The following is a 16766-nucleotide window of genomic DNA, read 5'->3' as shown; positions in this document are numbered from 1 at the left end:
ACCCTAACCCTCCCCTTATAAAGGGGAGGGAACTCAATTTCTCTTATTTCCCCCCTTTATAAGGGGGGACCAAGGGGGGTAATCATGTGATTAAAATGACAGCTAACCACTTTTCAAACATCCTCTGAGGGGTGAGTTTGCTTTTGTCATTTGGGATGAACGTAATGATTTACTATTTGCAGCACGAGATCGTTTTGGCATCAAGCCTCTGTATTACAGTATTTATGAAAATACTCTTTATCTAGCATCTGAAGTCAAAGCTTTACTTGCTGCGGGTGTCCCAGCTTCTTGGGATCGTGAATCTTTTTTGCAATTTGAATGCGGCGTTCTGTCTGAAGACCTTACCACGTTTGCTAATGTTTATCAAGTGCCACCAGGATATTTTTTGTTAGCCTCTCGCTCTGGAATAGGGCTACATCGTTATTGGGATTTTGATTATCCACTGATTAATGATTCTTTACCTCAGTACAAAGAAGAGGATTACATTGAACAACTTCGTCATACATTAGATGAAGCTATCCAATTGCGTTTGAGGGCTGATGTGCCAGTTGGTTGTTATCTCAGTGGTGGTCTTGATTCATCTACGGTTTTAGGTATGGCAGTACATCATAGTTCTTCTCCCATTCAGGCATTTACTCTTGCTTTTGACGATGAAGCTTATAACGAAGAACCACTTGCTCGTGAAATGGCAGCACATACTGGTGCTAATTTACAGACTATTCTTGTTCGCCAATCGGACTTAGCTGAACATTTTGCCGATTCCATTTGGCATTGTGAAATGCGATGTATTAATGCCCATACAACTGCAAAATATCTGTTAAGTCGATCTGTACGAGATGCAGGCTATAAAGTTGTACTTACAGGTGAAGGTTCAGATGAAATCTTTGGAGGCTATGTTCATTTCCGCCAAGATATGTTGCTCCACAATTAACAAGGACAAGATGAGCAGACAGTAAAACTTTTGTTAGAAGAACTGAAGTTAAAGAATAAAGTTTCAGAAGGAATTTTATTAGCTGAAAATAACTCAAATCAAGCTTTAAATAGTGTTCAGCGTTTGTTAGGATTTGCCCCAGCTTGGATGCACGCTTCGGCTGAGGGATATCTTAGATCTATGCCTTTATATTCACAGGACTTTATTGCACAAGTTCTACACAGTGATGTTTATCGTGTATTTTTTAATCAAATAGATGTACAAAAACAATTAAAGGGAAGGGAGCCTGTACACCAATCTCAGTATTTATGGTCTAAAACTATCTTACCTAATTACCTTTTACGGATGTTAGGTGATGGTGTTGAAATGGCACATTCTATTGAAGGACGGCTTCCTTTTTTGGATCACAAAGTTGTGGAATTAGTTTGCAATATGCCCGTTGCACTCAAGATTCGTGGATTGACTGAAAAATATGTACTAAGAGAAGCAGCAAAGCCATTTATAACTGATACGATGTATAACCGCCAAAAGCATCCATTTCTAGCTCCACCTTCAACTTTCAAACCAAACGAAGCCCTACAGCAACTTGTCCAAGATACTCTGCGGAGTTCTTTGATGTCTTCTGTACCTTTCTATAACCATGCAGCAGTCATTAATTTGCTAGATAAATTACCAATAATGAGTGAAAGCCAACGTGCTTCCATTGATATAATTTTGATGAAAATGCTAAGTGCTTGTATTCTTCACGAAAGGTTTGGACTCACTTAAGTTGTGCTTCCAATTTTTTAATTAAGGTGGCGATCGCTGAAATAGAGAAGAAATTAGGTAGCGAAACACGGTTGGCGATACGGCTTCAGCCCGTAGCGTGCCTTATCACCAACTTAAATTAAGGGGCTTGTAACCCAACGGTTAATTATTGATTAGGGTCTGATTCAATACTGCAAGGGCTGAGAGAAATTGTAGGTTGGGTAGAGCACGAGCGTTACCCAACAAATGCCGATAAATGTTGGGTTTCCTTCCTCAACCCAACCTACGTAATTGCGTGTTTTTATACAAAACCTACGCAGTATTGGGGTCTGATTCATGTGTTGCATTCTTTTTTCAAATTGGTATAAAGTATTTAACATAAATTGTAACTAATTATCAGTATGACATTAACCAAGTTAAAATTTTTACTACCCAAATCTCTGTTTCCAGATTTTTTTCTAGACTGGAATTTAGACAATTGGCAAGAAGTTTATCGAAATCAAACAAACTTATTAGAGATATTTCATCAAAATTCTTTTCAAAAGTTACCCCAGGTAATTGTTTTTGATAATAGCAAAGAGCAACTTAATCTCAGTAGCTTTACCTTCGAATTAAAACCCAATCAATTTCAAATAGATTCTAGTTTAGAAACCCAAGAATTGTTGGTTCTTCCGTACTTAGTGGGCTAAATTATCAATAAGCTTCGTATCTGAACCTGATTGTATGGGATTTCAATGCGGTGATTAAGTGCTTTATGGATCGATCTAGCTTAGATAATGCTTAAAAAGCTGACTACACAAAGCTTTCAAAAAAGTTTTAGATGAAATTAGCCCACTAAGTACGGAAGAACCGTTTTTTCACGCCTACTTACTTAGTATTGAATTACTTCCGTAACACAGATGTAATAATGAGGGTCACAGTTGCACTTGCAATCAAACTGAAAGCAAGATTAACAACTTGAGTCGATGCTTTTTGATAAGTTTCAACTTTGTTGTTAGTCTCTCTCAACTCTTGCTCTATCTTACTCAATCGCTGACCAATATCTGCTAAGGTTACTTCTTTCAACTCTTGCTCTATCTTACTCAATCGCTGGTCAATATCTCCTAAGGTTACTTCAATATCTCCTAAGGTTACTTCATTATTGCTGGCTTGTGTCATAAGTCACAGTATAAATTTATTAGTACCCATAATATAGCAGTTCTCAATCATTCATGAAGAGCTAGATCCCCGACAACTTCTGTAAAGTCGGGGATTTGGAAGAGTAGGGGCGCAAGGCAAGAGCGCCCCTACAAACTCGCAAGGTTGGATTGAAACGGGAGGCGGAGCCTCCCAATAGGCATTCCCAGCCTCAGGCTGGGAACGAGGTGGGGGGTCAGCACCATCTTATTACTTTAGTCATTACCGATTTTTTTATCACCCAGGTTATATTATATCCGAACGAGAAGCGCTATCGTTACTATGGTTCAGCCTCGCTGTAAACATTCCCAAAGTGTATCTTTTGGTACTCAGCAGTGTATCACTTACATTGCCCTTCTCAGTTGTTTGGGCTTGTGTACCGCTTGTGGTACTCTCAAAGCTCAGGATAATACTGCTCAAGAAACTCCCACAACAAGCCCTAATGTTACGAATCGAGTAGTGGCTTTAGGAAAATTGATACCAGAAGGAGATGTTATCAAGATTTCGGTAGCAAATGCTCAAGACAGCCGCGTTAACCAAATATTTGTCAACGAAGGCGATTTTGTTAAAGCCAATCAAGTCATCGCCACCCTTCAGGGAAGGGATAGAGCCGAACAACAACTGAGGGATGCTCAAGCGAATGTGACAGTCAAGCGATCGCAATTGCTCAAAATTCAGCAAGGAGACTTCAAGCAGGGCGAAATTGTCGCTCAACGCGCAACCATTGCAGAATTAGAAGCCCGCATCCGAACGGAAACCAAGCAGAAAGAAGCTGCGATCGCCCAAGTAGAAGCAACCCTCCGCAATGCCAAACTGAAATACGAACGAAACCTTGCTTTATCCAATGAAGGTGCTATCAGTAAATCAGATTATGACAATGCGCGAGAGGAATTTGACAAAGCTCAAGCCACTCTTCTACAAAGTAAAGCAGAGCTAGAAAATACCACAACAACATTACAAGCACAACTAGAAAAGGAACAAGCAAATTTAAAGAAATTGCAGGAAGTTCGCCCAGTCGATGTTGAAATTGCCAAAGCAGAGTTAGAGCAAGCCCTGATTCAAGTCGAACAGCGCAAAGCCGAATTAGACAATACCTTAGTCAGAGTTCCCATTGCAGGACAAATCTTGAGAATCAATACACGTGTGGGCGAACAAGTAAACACCCAAGAAGGAATTGCAGAACTGGGAAAGACAAACCAAATGTATGCGATCGCAGAGGTATACGAAACAGATATTGCCAAAGTTCGGTTGGGACATCAAGCAACAATTACAAGTGAATACGGCGGTTTTCAAGGCGAACTCAAAGGAAAAGTCGATGGCATTGGTTTGCAAATTGGCAAAACCCGCCTCAACCAAGACCAAACCAATCCCACAACAGACGTCAATGCTCGTGTCGTCGAAGTCAAAATCCGACTTAACCGAGAAGATAGCCCCAAAGTCGCCGCCTTAACAGGGATGCAAGTAAGAGTCAAAATTGATACAAAATGATACTATTTTGGATTTTGGATTTTGGATTTTGGATTAAAAAAGTCCCATTTGAACTGGATTTTACCCAACTCTCTGTCGAAACATATTTTGAATTTGTACAATTATTCTCCCTCTCTTCCTCTGCGTCCTCAGCGCCTCTGCGGTTTTTCTCTCATAACCCCTTAAAAGCAAAATCATAATGAAACTTCCCCATCTTATAAAATCCCTACAAAAAAACATTGACTTCGAGACACCCCTAGCTTGGGCGCAATTATCCCATCAAAAAGTTCGGCTTGCTGTTGCAACAACAGGAGTTTGCTTCGCCAACATTTTGATGTTTACCCAACTAGGACTCCTCGCAATGCTAACAGATGGAACAACAAAACTTCATGAAAGCCTGACAGGAGATTTAGTGTTAGTTTCATCATTCAGCCCAAGCTTATTCTTTAGGATATCCTTTCCCCGCGCTTACCTTTATCAAGCTGCAGCAGTCGATGGTGTCGTATCCGCAAGCCCAATCTATATAGGGAGGGCAAATTGGGTAAATCCCAATCAATTATCTTCTCCACAAGCGAATGCAAACAAAGCTAGAAGCAGAGGTCCGCGTATGTTTGGCAATGAAGTTAGAGTCATTGCCTTGAACCCAGCCCAACCTCCCGTGTTGAATATACCAGAAGTCAACCAACAAATAGCAAAATTAGCTGTTCCTGATGCTGTCTTGTTCGATCGCCTCTCTCAAGCATCTCTTGGGGACATTTCAAAACGGCTTGAGAAGAGCGAAGAAGTCGCAACTCTCATGGACAATCGCCGCACTTTTGCCGTTGGACTTTTTAGTATGGGCAGTACTATCAATGATAAAGGAAATGTTATCATGAGTGACTGGACTTATGCCCAGCGTTTTGGACAAAATAGCCTCAAACAAATCAGGCTGGGAGTGCTGACTTTAGAGAAGGGAGCAGATATTAAAACAGTGCAAGAAAGGTTAAGCGATCGCCTTCCTGATGATGTTGCTATACTCACTCACGAGGAATTGATTCAAAGAGAGAGACAATTTCATGAATCGCAGCCAGAGGGAATTATTTTAAAATTTGGGACTCTTGTAGGTTTTGTCGTTGGCGTTATCATTTTATATCAAGTTCTTTACGCTGACATTAACGACCACTTATCAGAATATGCTACCCTTAAAGCCATGGGATATTCAGATAAATCGCTCCTCATGGTCGTGCTTCAAGAAGCAATTATTCTTGGTTTCATGGGGTTTATTCCTGGATTTATTTCCTCATTGGGTATCTATCAATTGTTAGCAACACTGACTAGAATTCCGTTAACAATGAAAGTCAGTGTTGCCTTGCAAGTTTTTATTTTAACTTTGGTAATGTGTTCTATTTCTGGAGCAATTGCTACAAGTAAACTTCGTTCTGCCGATCCAGCAGATGTGTTTTAACCATCTTTTTTTACAGCCATTTTCAGGTAAATAGACCATAGTCGTAGGGGAGCAAGGCATTGCGCCCCTACAAACTGGGTATACTCATGGCGGTAGCAGGAGCAGGCAATTTCAAGTTATCCAAAGATCTATTTTGAACAAACCGTGAGGCTAATACTTGATGATAGGCAGCTTCATAGCTGTCAGTCATGTTGTTAACGTTAAAGCGGTTTTCAACATAGGTACGACAGGCGTAACGGTCTATGTCCGCAACTTTGCTGACAGCTTGAATACATTCTTCTAAATTATTGCACAAAAAGCCCGTTTGCTTGTGGGCAATCACCTCTGGCGTAGACCCAATGTTCATTGCAATGACGGGTGTACCCGCTACCATTGATTCAATCATCACCAAACCAAATGGTTCTCGCCAGGTAATGGGAAATAGGGTTGCGATCGCTCTACCCATAAGTTCGTTTTTCATGTTGTGGTCGGCTTCACCTAAATACTGAATTTGCTGACCATCAATGAGAGGTTGAACTTCTTTTTCAAAAAATTTTCTATTAAACTCATCTACTTTACCAGCCATCCGCAATGGTAAACCCACCTGTTTGGCAATAGCAATTGCAAGATGCGGTCCTTTTTCTGGTGACATTCGACCTAGAAAAGCCAGATAAGGTGGGTTATCCGGAACGGGATAAAATTTATGGCTATTGACATCAATAGCATTGTAAACTGTTGCAGCGTAATTTAGATCTAAATTTGCTTCTCGTTGGGAATTAGAAATACTAACGTATGGTTGAGAACGTGCGTATTGAAATAGCTTTTCATTATCAGGTGTGAAAATACCGTGTAATGTATGTATTGTAGGTGTTTTTACTAGATTTGCATAGGTCAATGCAGCGTAGCCCATGTGAGAGTGAATGATGTCGAACTCTTGCGCTTGCTCGTATACCCAACTCAGTTGTAGGGACTCATAAACGCTGTATTCTTTTACACTTGGATCGAGTCTTATAGCTACAGGATGAACAGATTTTAATTTAGCAAGAGTCAGAGAATCTCCTGATGCAAAGAGCGTAACTTCATGTCCGCGTCGAACCAGTTCATCAGTCAGTAGCCCCACGACTAACTCAATACCTCCGTAAGCTGGAGGTGGAACCCTTTCCCATAAAGGGGCGACTTGAGCAATCCGCATAATCAAACTCCCAAAACGTAGGCGGAGATAAGACAGAAAATTTTGCTGAACGCAAGTTTTATCAAGCAGCAAGAATTACTTGATAAGTGAGTACAAGATTTCACAAGTTCGTAAGAGCGATCGCTTTTACTGCCTGAAATGAGGCGATCGAGCGAGCATGAATTTATGAAATTTTGTAAAATTAAGTAAATCTTGAATGTTGTAATATGAACTTTATTTTTTTTCATCTCCCCTTATCTACTCCTGAAAGAAAGAGACTCCTCTAAGTCCTAAGAATGAAATTATTTTTGGTAGCTCTTCCTTAAAGATTATGCCAGTAGGTAAGCGCAATCAACTCTTCCTTGCAATTCTAATATATAGCAATTCTCAATCATTTGTAAAATTCTCTCTTCTTTCTTTTCTTAGCGCTCTTTGCGTCTTAGCGGTTAATAATTTCTATAACTCAAACAGGACTGCCATAGTAATCCATCCTATTTAATTTTTCAACTACAAGTAGGGTAGGCAATGCTCTTGTTTCCAATATACAGGAACAAAAAGATACAAAAGAGTTTCTTAAATAATAGGTAGTAGTTATTCAATCTACTCACTATGAAACCAACTGTAGCTGCTTTAAATCTGAATTACGCTTTTGGTCAAGGGGCTTTACGTAAACCCGTGCTAAGTGATGTGAACTTGAATATTTACCCAGGAGAGATTGTCATCCTCACCGGACCTTCTGGAAGTGGTAAAACGACACTACTCTCTCTTATAGGAGGATTGCGTACCGTACAAGAAGGTAGCTTGCAAGTCTTAGGTCAAGAATTACAAGGTATCAGTAAAAGACAGCTAACAAAAGTTCGCAATAATATTGGTTTTATCTTCCAACACCACAATTTGCTCAAATGTCTCACCGCTTACGGTAATGTCCGTATGTCCCTCAAACTGCATCCAGAAATTCCCAAAAGAGAGTACCGAGAAAAATCAGTCGCCACACTGCAAGCTGTGGGCTTGGCTGATAAAGTGGATGCATACCCCGCAAATTTGTCAGGAGGACAACAACAACGGGTTGCGAGCCTCCTTCGGAGGAGCTTCGCTAACGCACGTGCTTTAGTTGCTCAACCTAAATTATTACTTGCCGACGAACCCACCGCATCACTAGACAGCAAAACAGGACGAGATGTTGTTGATATTATTCAACGTCTCGCCAAAGAAGAGGGCTGTTCTGTTCTCCTTGTGACTCACGACAACCGCATCCTAGACATTGCCGATCGCATTGTTAGCATGGAAGATGGTAGGATACAGCAATAGTAGGGGGTGGGGAGTAGGGGGTAGAGAGTAGGGAGTAGGGAGTAGTCTTTTCCCAGAGATAAATATTTGCGCCCACCCACTTAATAGTGGATAAATAGTACAGGATTCAAGATAGAAAGTTCAGCTTGAAATATCTGATATAATGCTATCCACTCGCTTTTTTCGTTTCTTTCGCCACCTGAACTGGAAAACACTCAGACAGATCGTTGTGGAAACTGGCAAACAACGATTATTCGGTCTATCAGCAGAAATGGCTTATAATAATCTGTTAGCACTGTTTCCCAGCCTTGTGGCAATTTTAGCTGCAATTGGGATGTTGGCAATTTCTCAAGAAACAGTTAACTTTTTACCACGCCAAGTCCTAAGCATTGCACCCGAACCAGTCTTAAATTTAATTGAAGAATTTATTAGTACAATCAAACTCCCTCAAGGTGAAAAAGTAGTTTTCATAAGTTGTGCTGTTGCACTCTGGGTTGCTTCTGGTGCTATCAACACAGCTATGAGTGCTTTAGACCAAATTTATCAGATACCATTCAAGCAGCGACGCCCTTTTTGGTTAGCTAAAATTATTGCTCTCGGTCTCACGTTTGGTACAATTTCCTTAGTCATATCTGCCTCATTTCTGGCATTTATCAGTGATTTGCTCATTAAGTTTGCACTGGAACTCGATCTAATTCCAGCATCCGGTATTCTATCAGCGTGGAAACTTTTTGGTTGGGTTTTAACACTCATAATGTTAGCTGTTGCCTTTAGTTTAGTCTACCGATTTGGTCCTAGTCGATGGCGAAGAGGAACCCCCTTACTACCTGGAGCAATTATTAGTGCATTGCTATGGGAAACTGTTTCTAGATTATTTCGGATTTATATCAATCATTTCAGTGATTACAATCTTACCTACGGAACCCTAAGTGCAGGAATTGTGTTACTCCTTTGGCTTAATTTAAGTTCCTTCTGTATGCTTATTGGAGCACAGTTGAACGTGACTATTGGCAAAGCTATGAATACAGATAATATGCATAAAAATTTTTGATGAAAACTTGTCATATCTCGATCCGGTGGCGGAGCCATTGGAGCACCGTCTGCGAAGCTCCCTTCGGTGGTACGGGCGGGGACAGAAGCGGGTCTATGGGGCTTGGGGGAGCAGTTGGTTAAGCTTGCTTCCGTAGCCTTTCTAAGTTCTGTTGATGCAATTGAGGGAAGTTTTCTAAATCTTCTATTGATTGTGGGGCACGAAAGATTACGGCATCTTCAGAAGTAAATCTATGTAAATAAGTTTGAAAGGCTTCATCATCGTCTCTATGGTCGAGATTATATTGACGCAATTCAGCACGGGGCATTGTTTGAAAATCAGGTTTAATCATCAGCGAGAATTACAATATTTTTTGTTCGCTCATCTATCCGAACCATGTATACGGGTAGATACATTAGAATGCAGATCGCTCTGCTTTGCCGAGCAAGCGCTACTTGCACACAGGAGGCGGAGCCTCCAAAGACGGCATTCCCAGGCAGAGCCTGGGAACGAGGATTGAGGGTGAGGGGAGCTAATTAACTACCGTATTTTACAGAGCAACCATAGGGCTGAGTAGTAGAATTTGCTACAGCTTTTCCTTGTAAAACACTATTGACAGCATCCGATACATAGTTTTTCGATGATTTGACATCAGCAGCATTAGTACTGGGCTTATCGTCGATCGCACCTGCATATTGCAACACCCCTTTACTATCGATAACATACATATGGGGTGTAGTCCGGGCTTGATAGAGACGCCCAATTTCACCATTCGGATCTAAAAGTACAGCTGTGGGACTAGCACTGCGGCTCTTTGTCAGTTGATTGGCTTCTTGTGGAGTCACATACCCTTGTTGTCCTTGCGCTGACGAGATCACAGATAACCAAACTACACCTTTACTGGTAGCATCTTTTTGAAGTTGCTGCATATTGTTGCTGTCGTAGTGCTTGCGGACAAAAGGACATTGGTGATTTGTCCATTCCAACACAACGGTTTTTCCTTTAAAGTCGCTCAGTTTGTGACTCTTACCATTACTATCAGTTGCAGTAAACTCTGGTGCAGGTGAACCAATACGCACGGGAGTTGCTGCTTCAGCCGCATTCTGTATGACAGTGGAACTCTGCTGACTCACTGTGGGAGAATTTTGGCAACCTGTCAACGCCAGGGTAAAAGCAAAGAAGCTAGCTGTAATGAGTTTTTTCATGTTAGTTGTTAGTTGTTAGTTGTTAGTTGTTAGTTGCTAATTGCTAATTGCTAATTGCTAATTGTTCAGAAACCATTAGCCATTAGCCATTAGCCATTAGCCATTAGCCATTAGCCATTAGCCATTAGCCATTAGCCATTAGCCATTAGCCATTAGCCATCTACAAACTTTTTACCTTTTCTTGTACTTGTTGTGGAGAGAGAATTTGAGGTAAGATTTGCGGTGTATCGGAATTAGCTGGATACAATAAGTATAAAGGTACACCACTGCGTCCAAAAGCTGCTAGGGTTTGAGTTATTTCGGTGTCGCGGTTTGTCCAATCGGCTTTGAGAAGAGCGACATTTTTTTCTTGGAAAGCAGCGATCGTATCAGATTGATTGAGGGCGACACGTTCGTTGACTAAACAAGTAATACACCAAGCTGCAGAAAAGTTGACAAAGACTGGTTTCCCAGATTGGCGTAACTCAGCTAATTTTTGAGCATTATAAGGTTGCCAATTGAGTCCACTTGAAGTAGTTTGTTGAGTCTTCGAGTTAGCAACATTAGGAGCTATGCTACTTGGTAATTGTGCTAAAGTTAGGGCAAATCCCAACACCACCAATGCTGCAATACTAGCAAAGCGTCGCGTCCAACCAGAAATGGTGTAGGTTTTTTGATGCAACCAAGCAGCAAAACCTATAAGTACCAACCCAAATAAGGCTGCGGCTAAACCAGTGCTTCCCGTTTGCTGCGCCAACACCCAAACCAACCAAGCTGTTGCAGCGTACATTGGAAAGGCAAGAAACTGAGCAAATGTTTCCATCCATGCACCGGGTTTGGGTAAAACTTTTTGCAAACCGGGAAGAAAACCGATAAGTAGGTAAGGAAATGCTAAACCCAAACCTAAGAATAGAAAAATAGCGATCGCGACTCCTGGTGTCTGTGTGAGTGCGACTCCAATAGCTGTCGCCATGAATGGAGCTGTACACGGTGTCGCGACGACTGTGGCAAAAACTCCTGTGAAAAATTCACCCCATAAACCGTTACGCGCTGCTAAACCTTGTCCCATACCCATTAAGGAAGCGCCAAAGATAAACACCCCTGACAAACTTAAGCCGACAGCAAACATTAAATACGCTAACAAAGTGACAAACACGGGTGATTGGAGCTGGAACCCCCACCCAATTTGCTGTCCAAAACTACGCAGTACGATCAGTACCGTGGCTAGGGCTGTAAAACTTATGAGTACACCTGCTGTAAATACGAGTCCCCTCAGGCGAACTTCTTGTTTGCTAAAGTTTGATTTTTGAACAACGTTTAATGCCTTAAGTGAGAGTACGGGGAAAACGCAAGGCATGAGGTTGAGGGCGATTCCACCAAGTAATGCCAATCCTAAAACATTCCATAATGCTGGGGAAGTGGCTTGTGGAGTGGCTGCTGTTTCTATTTGAGTTGCGATGGTAAATGCTTGATTGGCAATTTGTCCATCTAATACTTCTTGCAGAACGAGGACACCACTGACTTGTTTGACATCACTGCGATTTCCTCTTTCCAATTCGACAGTTAAGCCATCTTTATCGAAGCTTGCTTTTTGGGCAGCTGCGTTATTGATAATACCATCTTGATTGGGGAAGAATACGACTTCCTTAATCTGATTTGCTTGCAATTGCTGTGCATTCACCCTGAGTGTCAAAGTTTCCCCATTGATACGAGTAGTACTTTGCCAGGGAGAGTCTTGAGGTAAAGCAGCCCGCGTTTTCTCAAAAACCTTCGTCCATTTAGTGTTAGGAACAGGTGTCTCTTTCGCTATTTCTAAGTTAAGATTTAGTGTCGCATTTTCTGGAATACACTCTTGTTCGCATACCAACCAGTCAGCTTTAGCACTGAGTTGAATTGGCTTATCGGTATTTATATTTGCTGGAGTCGTAATTTGACTTAACAGCATGACCTCATTTTTATAGCCAAAATTCATCAACCCACTTGTCGGAAGTCTTTCAGGATAGGGATACACCAGTTCTCCTGCTGAAAATCCTGATGGTAATGTCCAAGCAATAGTGGGCGCAGCGCCAGAGTCTCCTGGGTTTTTCCAATAAGTATGCCATCCTGGCTTGATTTGGAAATGCAACCCCACCCAAAATGATTGTCCTGGTTGGATGCTATTGACTTCACTCACCAATTGTGCTTGTACGTGTTCGGTTTTTATCGGATTTGCCCAAGCAGGTAAAGGTAGGAGGGTTAGGAAACTGAGGATGAGGGTAGCGATCGCTATAAACATGGTTTGTCACACCTCGTATCATATTCTGCTAATGACTTATCAAATCATTAGCTCGTAGTTGTGATGCATGCGAAGACAGCGCAACTACAAACCTATTCAATTAATGTGGGTTTTATACAAAAGTAGAATGTGTCTTAATTCAAAGTTTAGTAGATAATTATGACAAGATAATGACAATCAGTAAATTTTTTAAAGATTCATACTTAAAATAAGAATTTTTGGAATTGTCCGCCGATGACATAGCGGAATTTCTGGTCTCTAATTTTTACTAAATTTATGAGAATGCCGCTCCGTATAGTTTTGATAGTCCCTTTTGTACTGCAAATCTTTGTATCTGTAGGGCTAACAGCATTCTTTTCTTTAAAAAATGGGCAAAAAGCTGTTGATGAAGTTGCTCTTCATTTGAGAAATGAACTAGCAAATCGAATTCATCAATACATTACTGATTATATGGAGCAACCCCAACTCGTCACTCAAATTAATGCCAATGCTATTCGTTTTGGTGAGTTGAATTTGAGAGATGCCAAAAGTTTAGAACGCCATTTTTGGTATCAAATGCGCTTATTCAAATCTCTAAGTCCCATCGCATTTGGAAGCGCCCAAGGAGAAATTTACTCAGTAGATCGTTTGAAAGATGGTTCACTGGTTATCAGAATCAAAAACCAGTCAACAAATGGTAAATACCATACGTATACCACAGATAGCCAAGGTAATCGCACTAAATTAATTCCAGTTAGCACAACCTTCGATCCCCGCACGCGTCCTTGGTACACAAAAGCTGTAAAAGCAGGTAAAACGACTTGGACTGAAATTTACCCGTATTTTTCTTCATTGGGGCTGGCAATTAGTGCTACTCAACCTCTTTATGGGCAGAAAGGGAACTTATTAGGTGTAACAAATGCTACGTTATCTTTGTCCCAATTAAGTCAGTTTTTGCACGGTTTAAAAATTGGACGTTCGGGAAAGACGTTTATTATCGAGCGTTCTGGCAACTTGGTAGCTAGTTCAACAACTGAAAAACTTTTTCTACTCAATCGCCAGGAAGGACGGGAGAAGCGCAAACGTCTAACAGCCCTCGCTAGCAGCGATCGCGTAACTCGCATGACAGCAGAGTACTTGAAGTCAAAATTTGGTAATTTTAATAACATTAATTTCACTGAGCAGATCGACTTTGAAATTGACGGTAAGCGACAATTCATACAGCTCATGCCATTCACAGACAATTACGGATTAAATTGGCTGATTGTCGTAGTGGTTCCAGAAGCTGACTTTATGGAACATATAGAAGCAAATACACGAGCCACTCTTTTGCTGTGTTTGGGAACATTAATAGTGACTACAGTGACGGGCGCGATCACCTCTCATTGGATTACCCAACCAATTACTCGCTTGAGCGAGGCTTCCAAGGAAATTGCTCGTGGAAAATTAGACCAGAGTGTTACAGTAGAGGGTATTCAAGAACTAAGAGTTCTGGCTCTAGCTTATAACCAAATGGCTACTCAATTACAAGAGTCATTTACTGAACTATTAAAGACTAACAAGCAACTAGAAGCTGAAATTGCCGAGCGCAAGCAGGTAGAGGCGCAATTATCGCATAACGCATTTCACGATACACTGACAGGTTTACCAAACCGAGCATTATTTATGGAGCGCTTAAAATATGCACTTGAGCTAGCTAAACGGCAAGAAAACTATTTATTTGCTGTGCTATTTATCGACCTAGATCGATTTAAAGTGATTAATGACAGCCTCGGGCATATAATGGGAGATCGGTTCCTACAGGTTATTGCTAGCAGGCTGGAAGTATGTCTGCGCCCCACGGATACTTCTGCACGATTGGGAGGAGATGAATTTACAATTCTACTCGAGCAAATCCAAGATGTATCAGACGCTATCAAAGTTGCTGAACGGATTCAACAGGAACTGGCGTTACCTATCGAGCTTGACGGGCAAGAAGTATTCGCGACGGCAAGTATTGGCATCACTTTAAGTTCAACAGTAGATTATAACCAACCAGAAGACTTGCTCAGAGATGCTGATACGGCAATGTACCGAGCCAAAGCACTGGGCAAAGCACGCTATGAGCTATTCAACTCCGATATGTATGCTCATGCTTTAGCTAGATTGCAATTAGAAACTGATTTGCGCCGTGCAATTGAACGTCAAGAATTTCGAGTTTATTATCAACCAATTGTTTCACTATCGAGTGGCTCTATTGTGGGTTTTGAAGCTCTGCTGCGTTGGGAACACCCAGAACGTGGTTTGCTTAGTCCGACGGAATTTATTCCTTTAGCAGAAGAAACTGGACTAATTATCGAGATTGGTTACTGGACTTTGCATGAAGCGTGCCGCCAAATGCAAGCTTGGCAACTGAGCGAGCATCCTAACTTGCTGGAGAAAATTCTTGTTAATCTTTCTATTAAACAATTTTCTCAATCAGATTTAACTCAACAAATTCAGCAAATTCTACACTTAACTGCTCTTAACCCTGGTAGTTTAATTGTAGAGATTACTGAAAGCCTAATTATGGAAAACAGCGATCGGACTATTACAACTCTCTCAAAACTTCGAGAGTTGGGTGTTAAGATATCAATAGATGACTTTGGTACAGGTCACTCTTCATTAAGCCGTCTTTCTAGCTTTCCAATTAGTTTGTTGAAGATTGACAAATCTTTTGTTAGCCCTGTAGATGCTAATAGCAGAAATTTAGAAATTATTGAGATAATTGTCACCTTGGCGCATAAGCTAGGTGTAAACGTAACCGCCGAAGGTGTAGAGACAAAAGAGCAGTTGGCTTTTGTGAGAAAGTTAAACTGTGAATATGCTCAAGGATATTTTTTTTCCAAACCATTGAATAGCTTAGATGCAACAGCACTCATTTTGACAAATCCTCAATGGTAAGGTTTTGACCAATGTTAAGATAATTTAGGATATTTAAATAAAAATTTTTGGTTGAGCAAGAGAGAGAGGAAGTTAATACTTCTCTCATCCCCAATCGTTAGTTAAGCACGCGTGCGTCTCTTATACCGCTTGGATCTTGCAACTGCTTGAGCTTTACGCTTATTTTTCTCCAAGGGTGTTTCAAAGTGACGATTTTTCTTCAAATCTGGAAGAATTCCTGCTTTGGAAACTTCGCGCTTAAATCGGCGTAAAGCTGACTCAATCCCTTCATTCTCGCCCACAATAATTTGGGTCATTCTATGCTCCTAGTTCATTTTGGATGGTGAAAAGCGAAAGTAATACAAGGACAAAAAAGGGCAGACTCTTTGCCCGCCCAAGTGACCTTAGAGTTTAACAGACTTGTGTCTCAAATCTCTAGTAGCGGCGAGAGTATCCACCGCCATTATTTCCCCGTCTGCCACCACCACCAAATGAGCCTCTGTTATCTTCCTTGGGCTTGGCTTTGTTAACCTTTAGATTGCGCCCCATCCACTCAGCCCCATCTAGGGACTCAATTGCAGCAGCTTCTTCTGCCTCTGTTCCCATTTCCACAAATGCAAAACCACGAACACGACCTGTTTCCCTGTCTGTAGGTAATTGAACGCTCTTAACCGTTCCGTACTCAGCAAAAACTTGTCTGAGGTCATCTTGTTCTACCTCATAGGATAAGTTACCAACATAAATCGACATTAGACTATCTCCAGAATCAGAAGGTGTAGAGATTTTAGATTCGGAGATACGCTTGCCATAGAATAAAAAACAAGGTGCATAACCGAATAGAACCCTAGAAACACAGGATAGCATAACTTTACAACTAATTTACTCAAGATTTGCGAAATTTATTAAAACTACTTAAGTAGCGATCGTGTAAAAATGGGCAATGAGTAATGGGCAATGGGTAATGGGCAATGGGTAACGGGCAATGGGTGATAAATGATTTTTTCTGACTGTGCCTCATGCACTATGCCCTATGTCGGGATGAAGTCATAGTTTTAATTGTTATCCAGGTGACAAGCGATCGCTCTTTCTATATGTTTTATAAATAGGATGATAGTTAGTTACCCTGTTTTCTAATTCTTTACAGAATAGAATTCAACAGCTTATATATGAAGTACAAAAACTTACTGTCAACCCC

13 protein-coding genes and 1 pseudogene are annotated in these 16766 nt (G+C 41.1%); 7 read left to right on the top strand and 7 right to left on the bottom strand.

The features are described from left to right. Positions 1-367 precede the first annotated feature (367 nt). Both F7734_RS64830 and F7734_RS55670 read left to right on the top strand, forming a co-directional pair. Positions 368-1699 (top strand): annotated as a pseudogene (locus F7734_RS64830) (asparagine synthase-related protein). A 380-nt stretch (positions 1700-2079) separates the two neighbouring features. Continuing rightward, on the top strand, positions 2080-2367 hold the full coding sequence (locus F7734_RS55670; protein ID WP_155752756.1) for a hypothetical protein: 288 nt from the start codon (positions 2080-2082) through the stop codon (positions 2365-2367). A 193-nt stretch (positions 2368-2560) separates the two neighbouring features. Here F7734_RS55670 and F7734_RS55665 read toward each other — a convergent pair whose 3' ends face one another. Continuing rightward, positions 2561-2836, bottom strand: a complete 276-nt coding sequence (locus tag F7734_RS55665; RefSeq protein WP_155752755.1) for a hypothetical protein — start codon at positions 2834-2836, stop codon at positions 2561-2563. A gap of 300 nt (positions 2837-3136) precedes the next feature. On the opposite strand from F7734_RS55665, the gene F7734_RS55660 reads away from it, so the two are divergent. Both F7734_RS55660 and devC read left to right on the top strand, forming a co-directional pair. Beyond that, positions 3137-4342, top strand: coding sequence for an HlyD family efflux transporter periplasmic adaptor subunit (locus F7734_RS55660; protein ID WP_155752754.1), 1206 nt, complete (start codon positions 3137-3139; stop codon positions 4340-4342). A 178-nt stretch (positions 4343-4520) separates the two neighbouring features. Further along, entirely contained in the window at positions 4521-5765 is a 1245-nt protein-coding gene (gene devC / locus F7734_RS55655) for an ABC transporter permease DevC (RefSeq protein ID WP_155752753.1), read from the top strand. Between the two features lie 67 nt (positions 5766-5832). On the opposite strand, the gene F7734_RS55650 is transcribed toward devC, so the two are convergent. Next, the gene (locus F7734_RS55650) at positions 5833-6936 is read right to left on the bottom strand and encodes a glycosyltransferase family 4 protein (RefSeq protein WP_155752752.1); all 1104 of its coding nucleotides are present in this window, start codon (positions 6934-6936) and stop codon (positions 5833-5835) included. Positions 6937-7524: 588 nt separating this feature from the next. Here F7734_RS55650 and F7734_RS55645 point away from each other — a divergent pair. Continuing rightward, positions 7525-8223, top strand: coding sequence for an ATP-binding cassette domain-containing protein (locus tag F7734_RS55645; RefSeq protein ID WP_155752751.1), 699 nt, complete (start codon positions 7525-7527; stop codon positions 8221-8223). Between the two features lie 142 nt (positions 8224-8365). Further along, a complete protein-coding gene (locus F7734_RS55640; protein ID WP_155752750.1) occupies positions 8366-9253 on the top strand; it encodes a YihY/virulence factor BrkB family protein in 888 nt (295 codons plus the stop codon). 118 nt (positions 9254-9371) lie between these two features. On the opposite strand, the gene F7734_RS55635 is transcribed toward F7734_RS55640, so the two are convergent. The 3 genes from F7734_RS55635 to F7734_RS55625 form a co-directional block, all read right to left on the bottom strand. Then, positions 9372-9584 carry a hypothetical protein gene (locus tag F7734_RS55635; RefSeq protein WP_155752749.1) on the bottom strand — a complete coding sequence of 71 codons (213 nt, stop codon included), beginning with the start codon at positions 9582-9584 and terminating at the stop codon, positions 9372-9374. A gap of 184 nt (positions 9585-9768) precedes the next feature. Then, positions 9769-10437, bottom strand: coding sequence for a thioredoxin family protein (locus F7734_RS55630; RefSeq protein ID WP_155752748.1), 669 nt, complete (start codon positions 10435-10437; stop codon positions 9769-9771). Positions 10438-10597: 160 nt separating this feature from the next. Beyond that, entirely contained in the window at positions 10598-12691 is a 2094-nt protein-coding gene (locus F7734_RS55625; protein WP_155752747.1) for a protein-disulfide reductase DsbD domain-containing protein, read from the bottom strand. Between the two features lie 282 nt (positions 12692-12973). On the opposite strand from F7734_RS55625, the gene F7734_RS55620 reads away from it, so the two are divergent. Then, complete coding sequence (locus tag F7734_RS55620; protein ID WP_166482768.1) at positions 12974-15592, top strand: EAL domain-containing protein; 2619 nt, start codon at positions 12974-12976, stop codon at positions 15590-15592. A 101-nt stretch (positions 15593-15693) separates the two neighbouring features. Here F7734_RS55620 and rpsU read toward each other — a convergent pair whose 3' ends face one another. Together rpsU and F7734_RS55610 are read right to left on the bottom strand one after the other, a co-directional pair. Then, on the bottom strand, positions 15694-15888 hold the full coding sequence (gene rpsU, locus F7734_RS55615; RefSeq protein ID WP_038086529.1) for a 30S ribosomal protein S21: 195 nt from the start codon (positions 15886-15888) through the stop codon (positions 15694-15696). 118 nt (positions 15889-16006) lie between these two features. Further along, positions 16007-16321 (bottom strand): RNA-binding protein, encoded by a 315-nt coding sequence (locus F7734_RS55610; RefSeq protein ID WP_017749936.1) that lies wholly within the window; start codon positions 16319-16321, stop codon positions 16007-16009. Positions 16322-16766: the final 445 nt, after the last annotated feature.

It is taken from the genome of Scytonema sp. UIC 10036, from assembly GCF_009725235.1.
This window is presented reverse-complemented; position numbering and strand designations above follow the sequence as displayed.

Coding starts and splice junctions, on each gene's coding strand:
- F7734_RS55625 (WP_155752747.1), bottom strand. CDS start 12,691: ATGTTTATAGCGATCGCTACCCTCATCCTCAGTTTCCTAACCCTCCTA.
- F7734_RS55620 (WP_166482768.1), top strand. CDS start 12,974: ATGCCGCTCCGTATAGTTTTGATAGTCCCTTTTGTACTGCAAATCTTT.
- F7734_RS55645 (WP_155752751.1), top strand. CDS start 7,525: ATGAAACCAACTGTAGCTGCTTTAAATCTGAATTACGCTTTTGGTCAA.
- devC (WP_155752753.1), top strand. CDS start 4,521: ATGAAACTTCCCCATCTTATAAAATCCCTACAAAAAAACATTGACTTC.
- F7734_RS55670 (WP_155752756.1), top strand. CDS start 2,080: ATGACATTAACCAAGTTAAAATTTTTACTACCCAAATCTCTGTTTCCA.
- F7734_RS55660 (WP_155752754.1), top strand. CDS start 3,137: ATGGTTCAGCCTCGCTGTAAACATTCCCAAAGTGTATCTTTTGGTACT.
- F7734_RS55665 (WP_155752755.1), bottom strand. CDS start 2,836: ATGACACAAGCCAGCAATAATGAAGTAACCTTAGGAGATATTGAAGTA.
- F7734_RS55635 (WP_155752749.1), bottom strand. CDS start 9,584: ATGATTAAACCTGATTTTCAAACAATGCCCCGTGCTGAATTGCGTCAA.
- F7734_RS55650 (WP_155752752.1), bottom strand. CDS start 6,936: ATGCGGATTGCTCAAGTCGCCCCTTTATGGGAAAGGGTTCCACCTCCA.
- rpsU (WP_038086529.1), bottom strand. CDS start 15,888: ATGACCCAAATTATTGTGGGCGAGAATGAAGGGATTGAGTCAGCTTTA.
- F7734_RS55610 (WP_017749936.1), bottom strand. CDS start 16,321: ATGTCGATTTATGTTGGTAACTTATCCTATGAGGTAGAACAAGATGAC.
- F7734_RS55640 (WP_155752750.1), top strand. CDS start 8,366: ATGCTATCCACTCGCTTTTTTCGTTTCTTTCGCCACCTGAACTGGAAA.
- F7734_RS55630 (WP_155752748.1), bottom strand. CDS start 10,437: ATGAAAAAACTCATTACAGCTAGCTTCTTTGCTTTTACCCTGGCGTTG.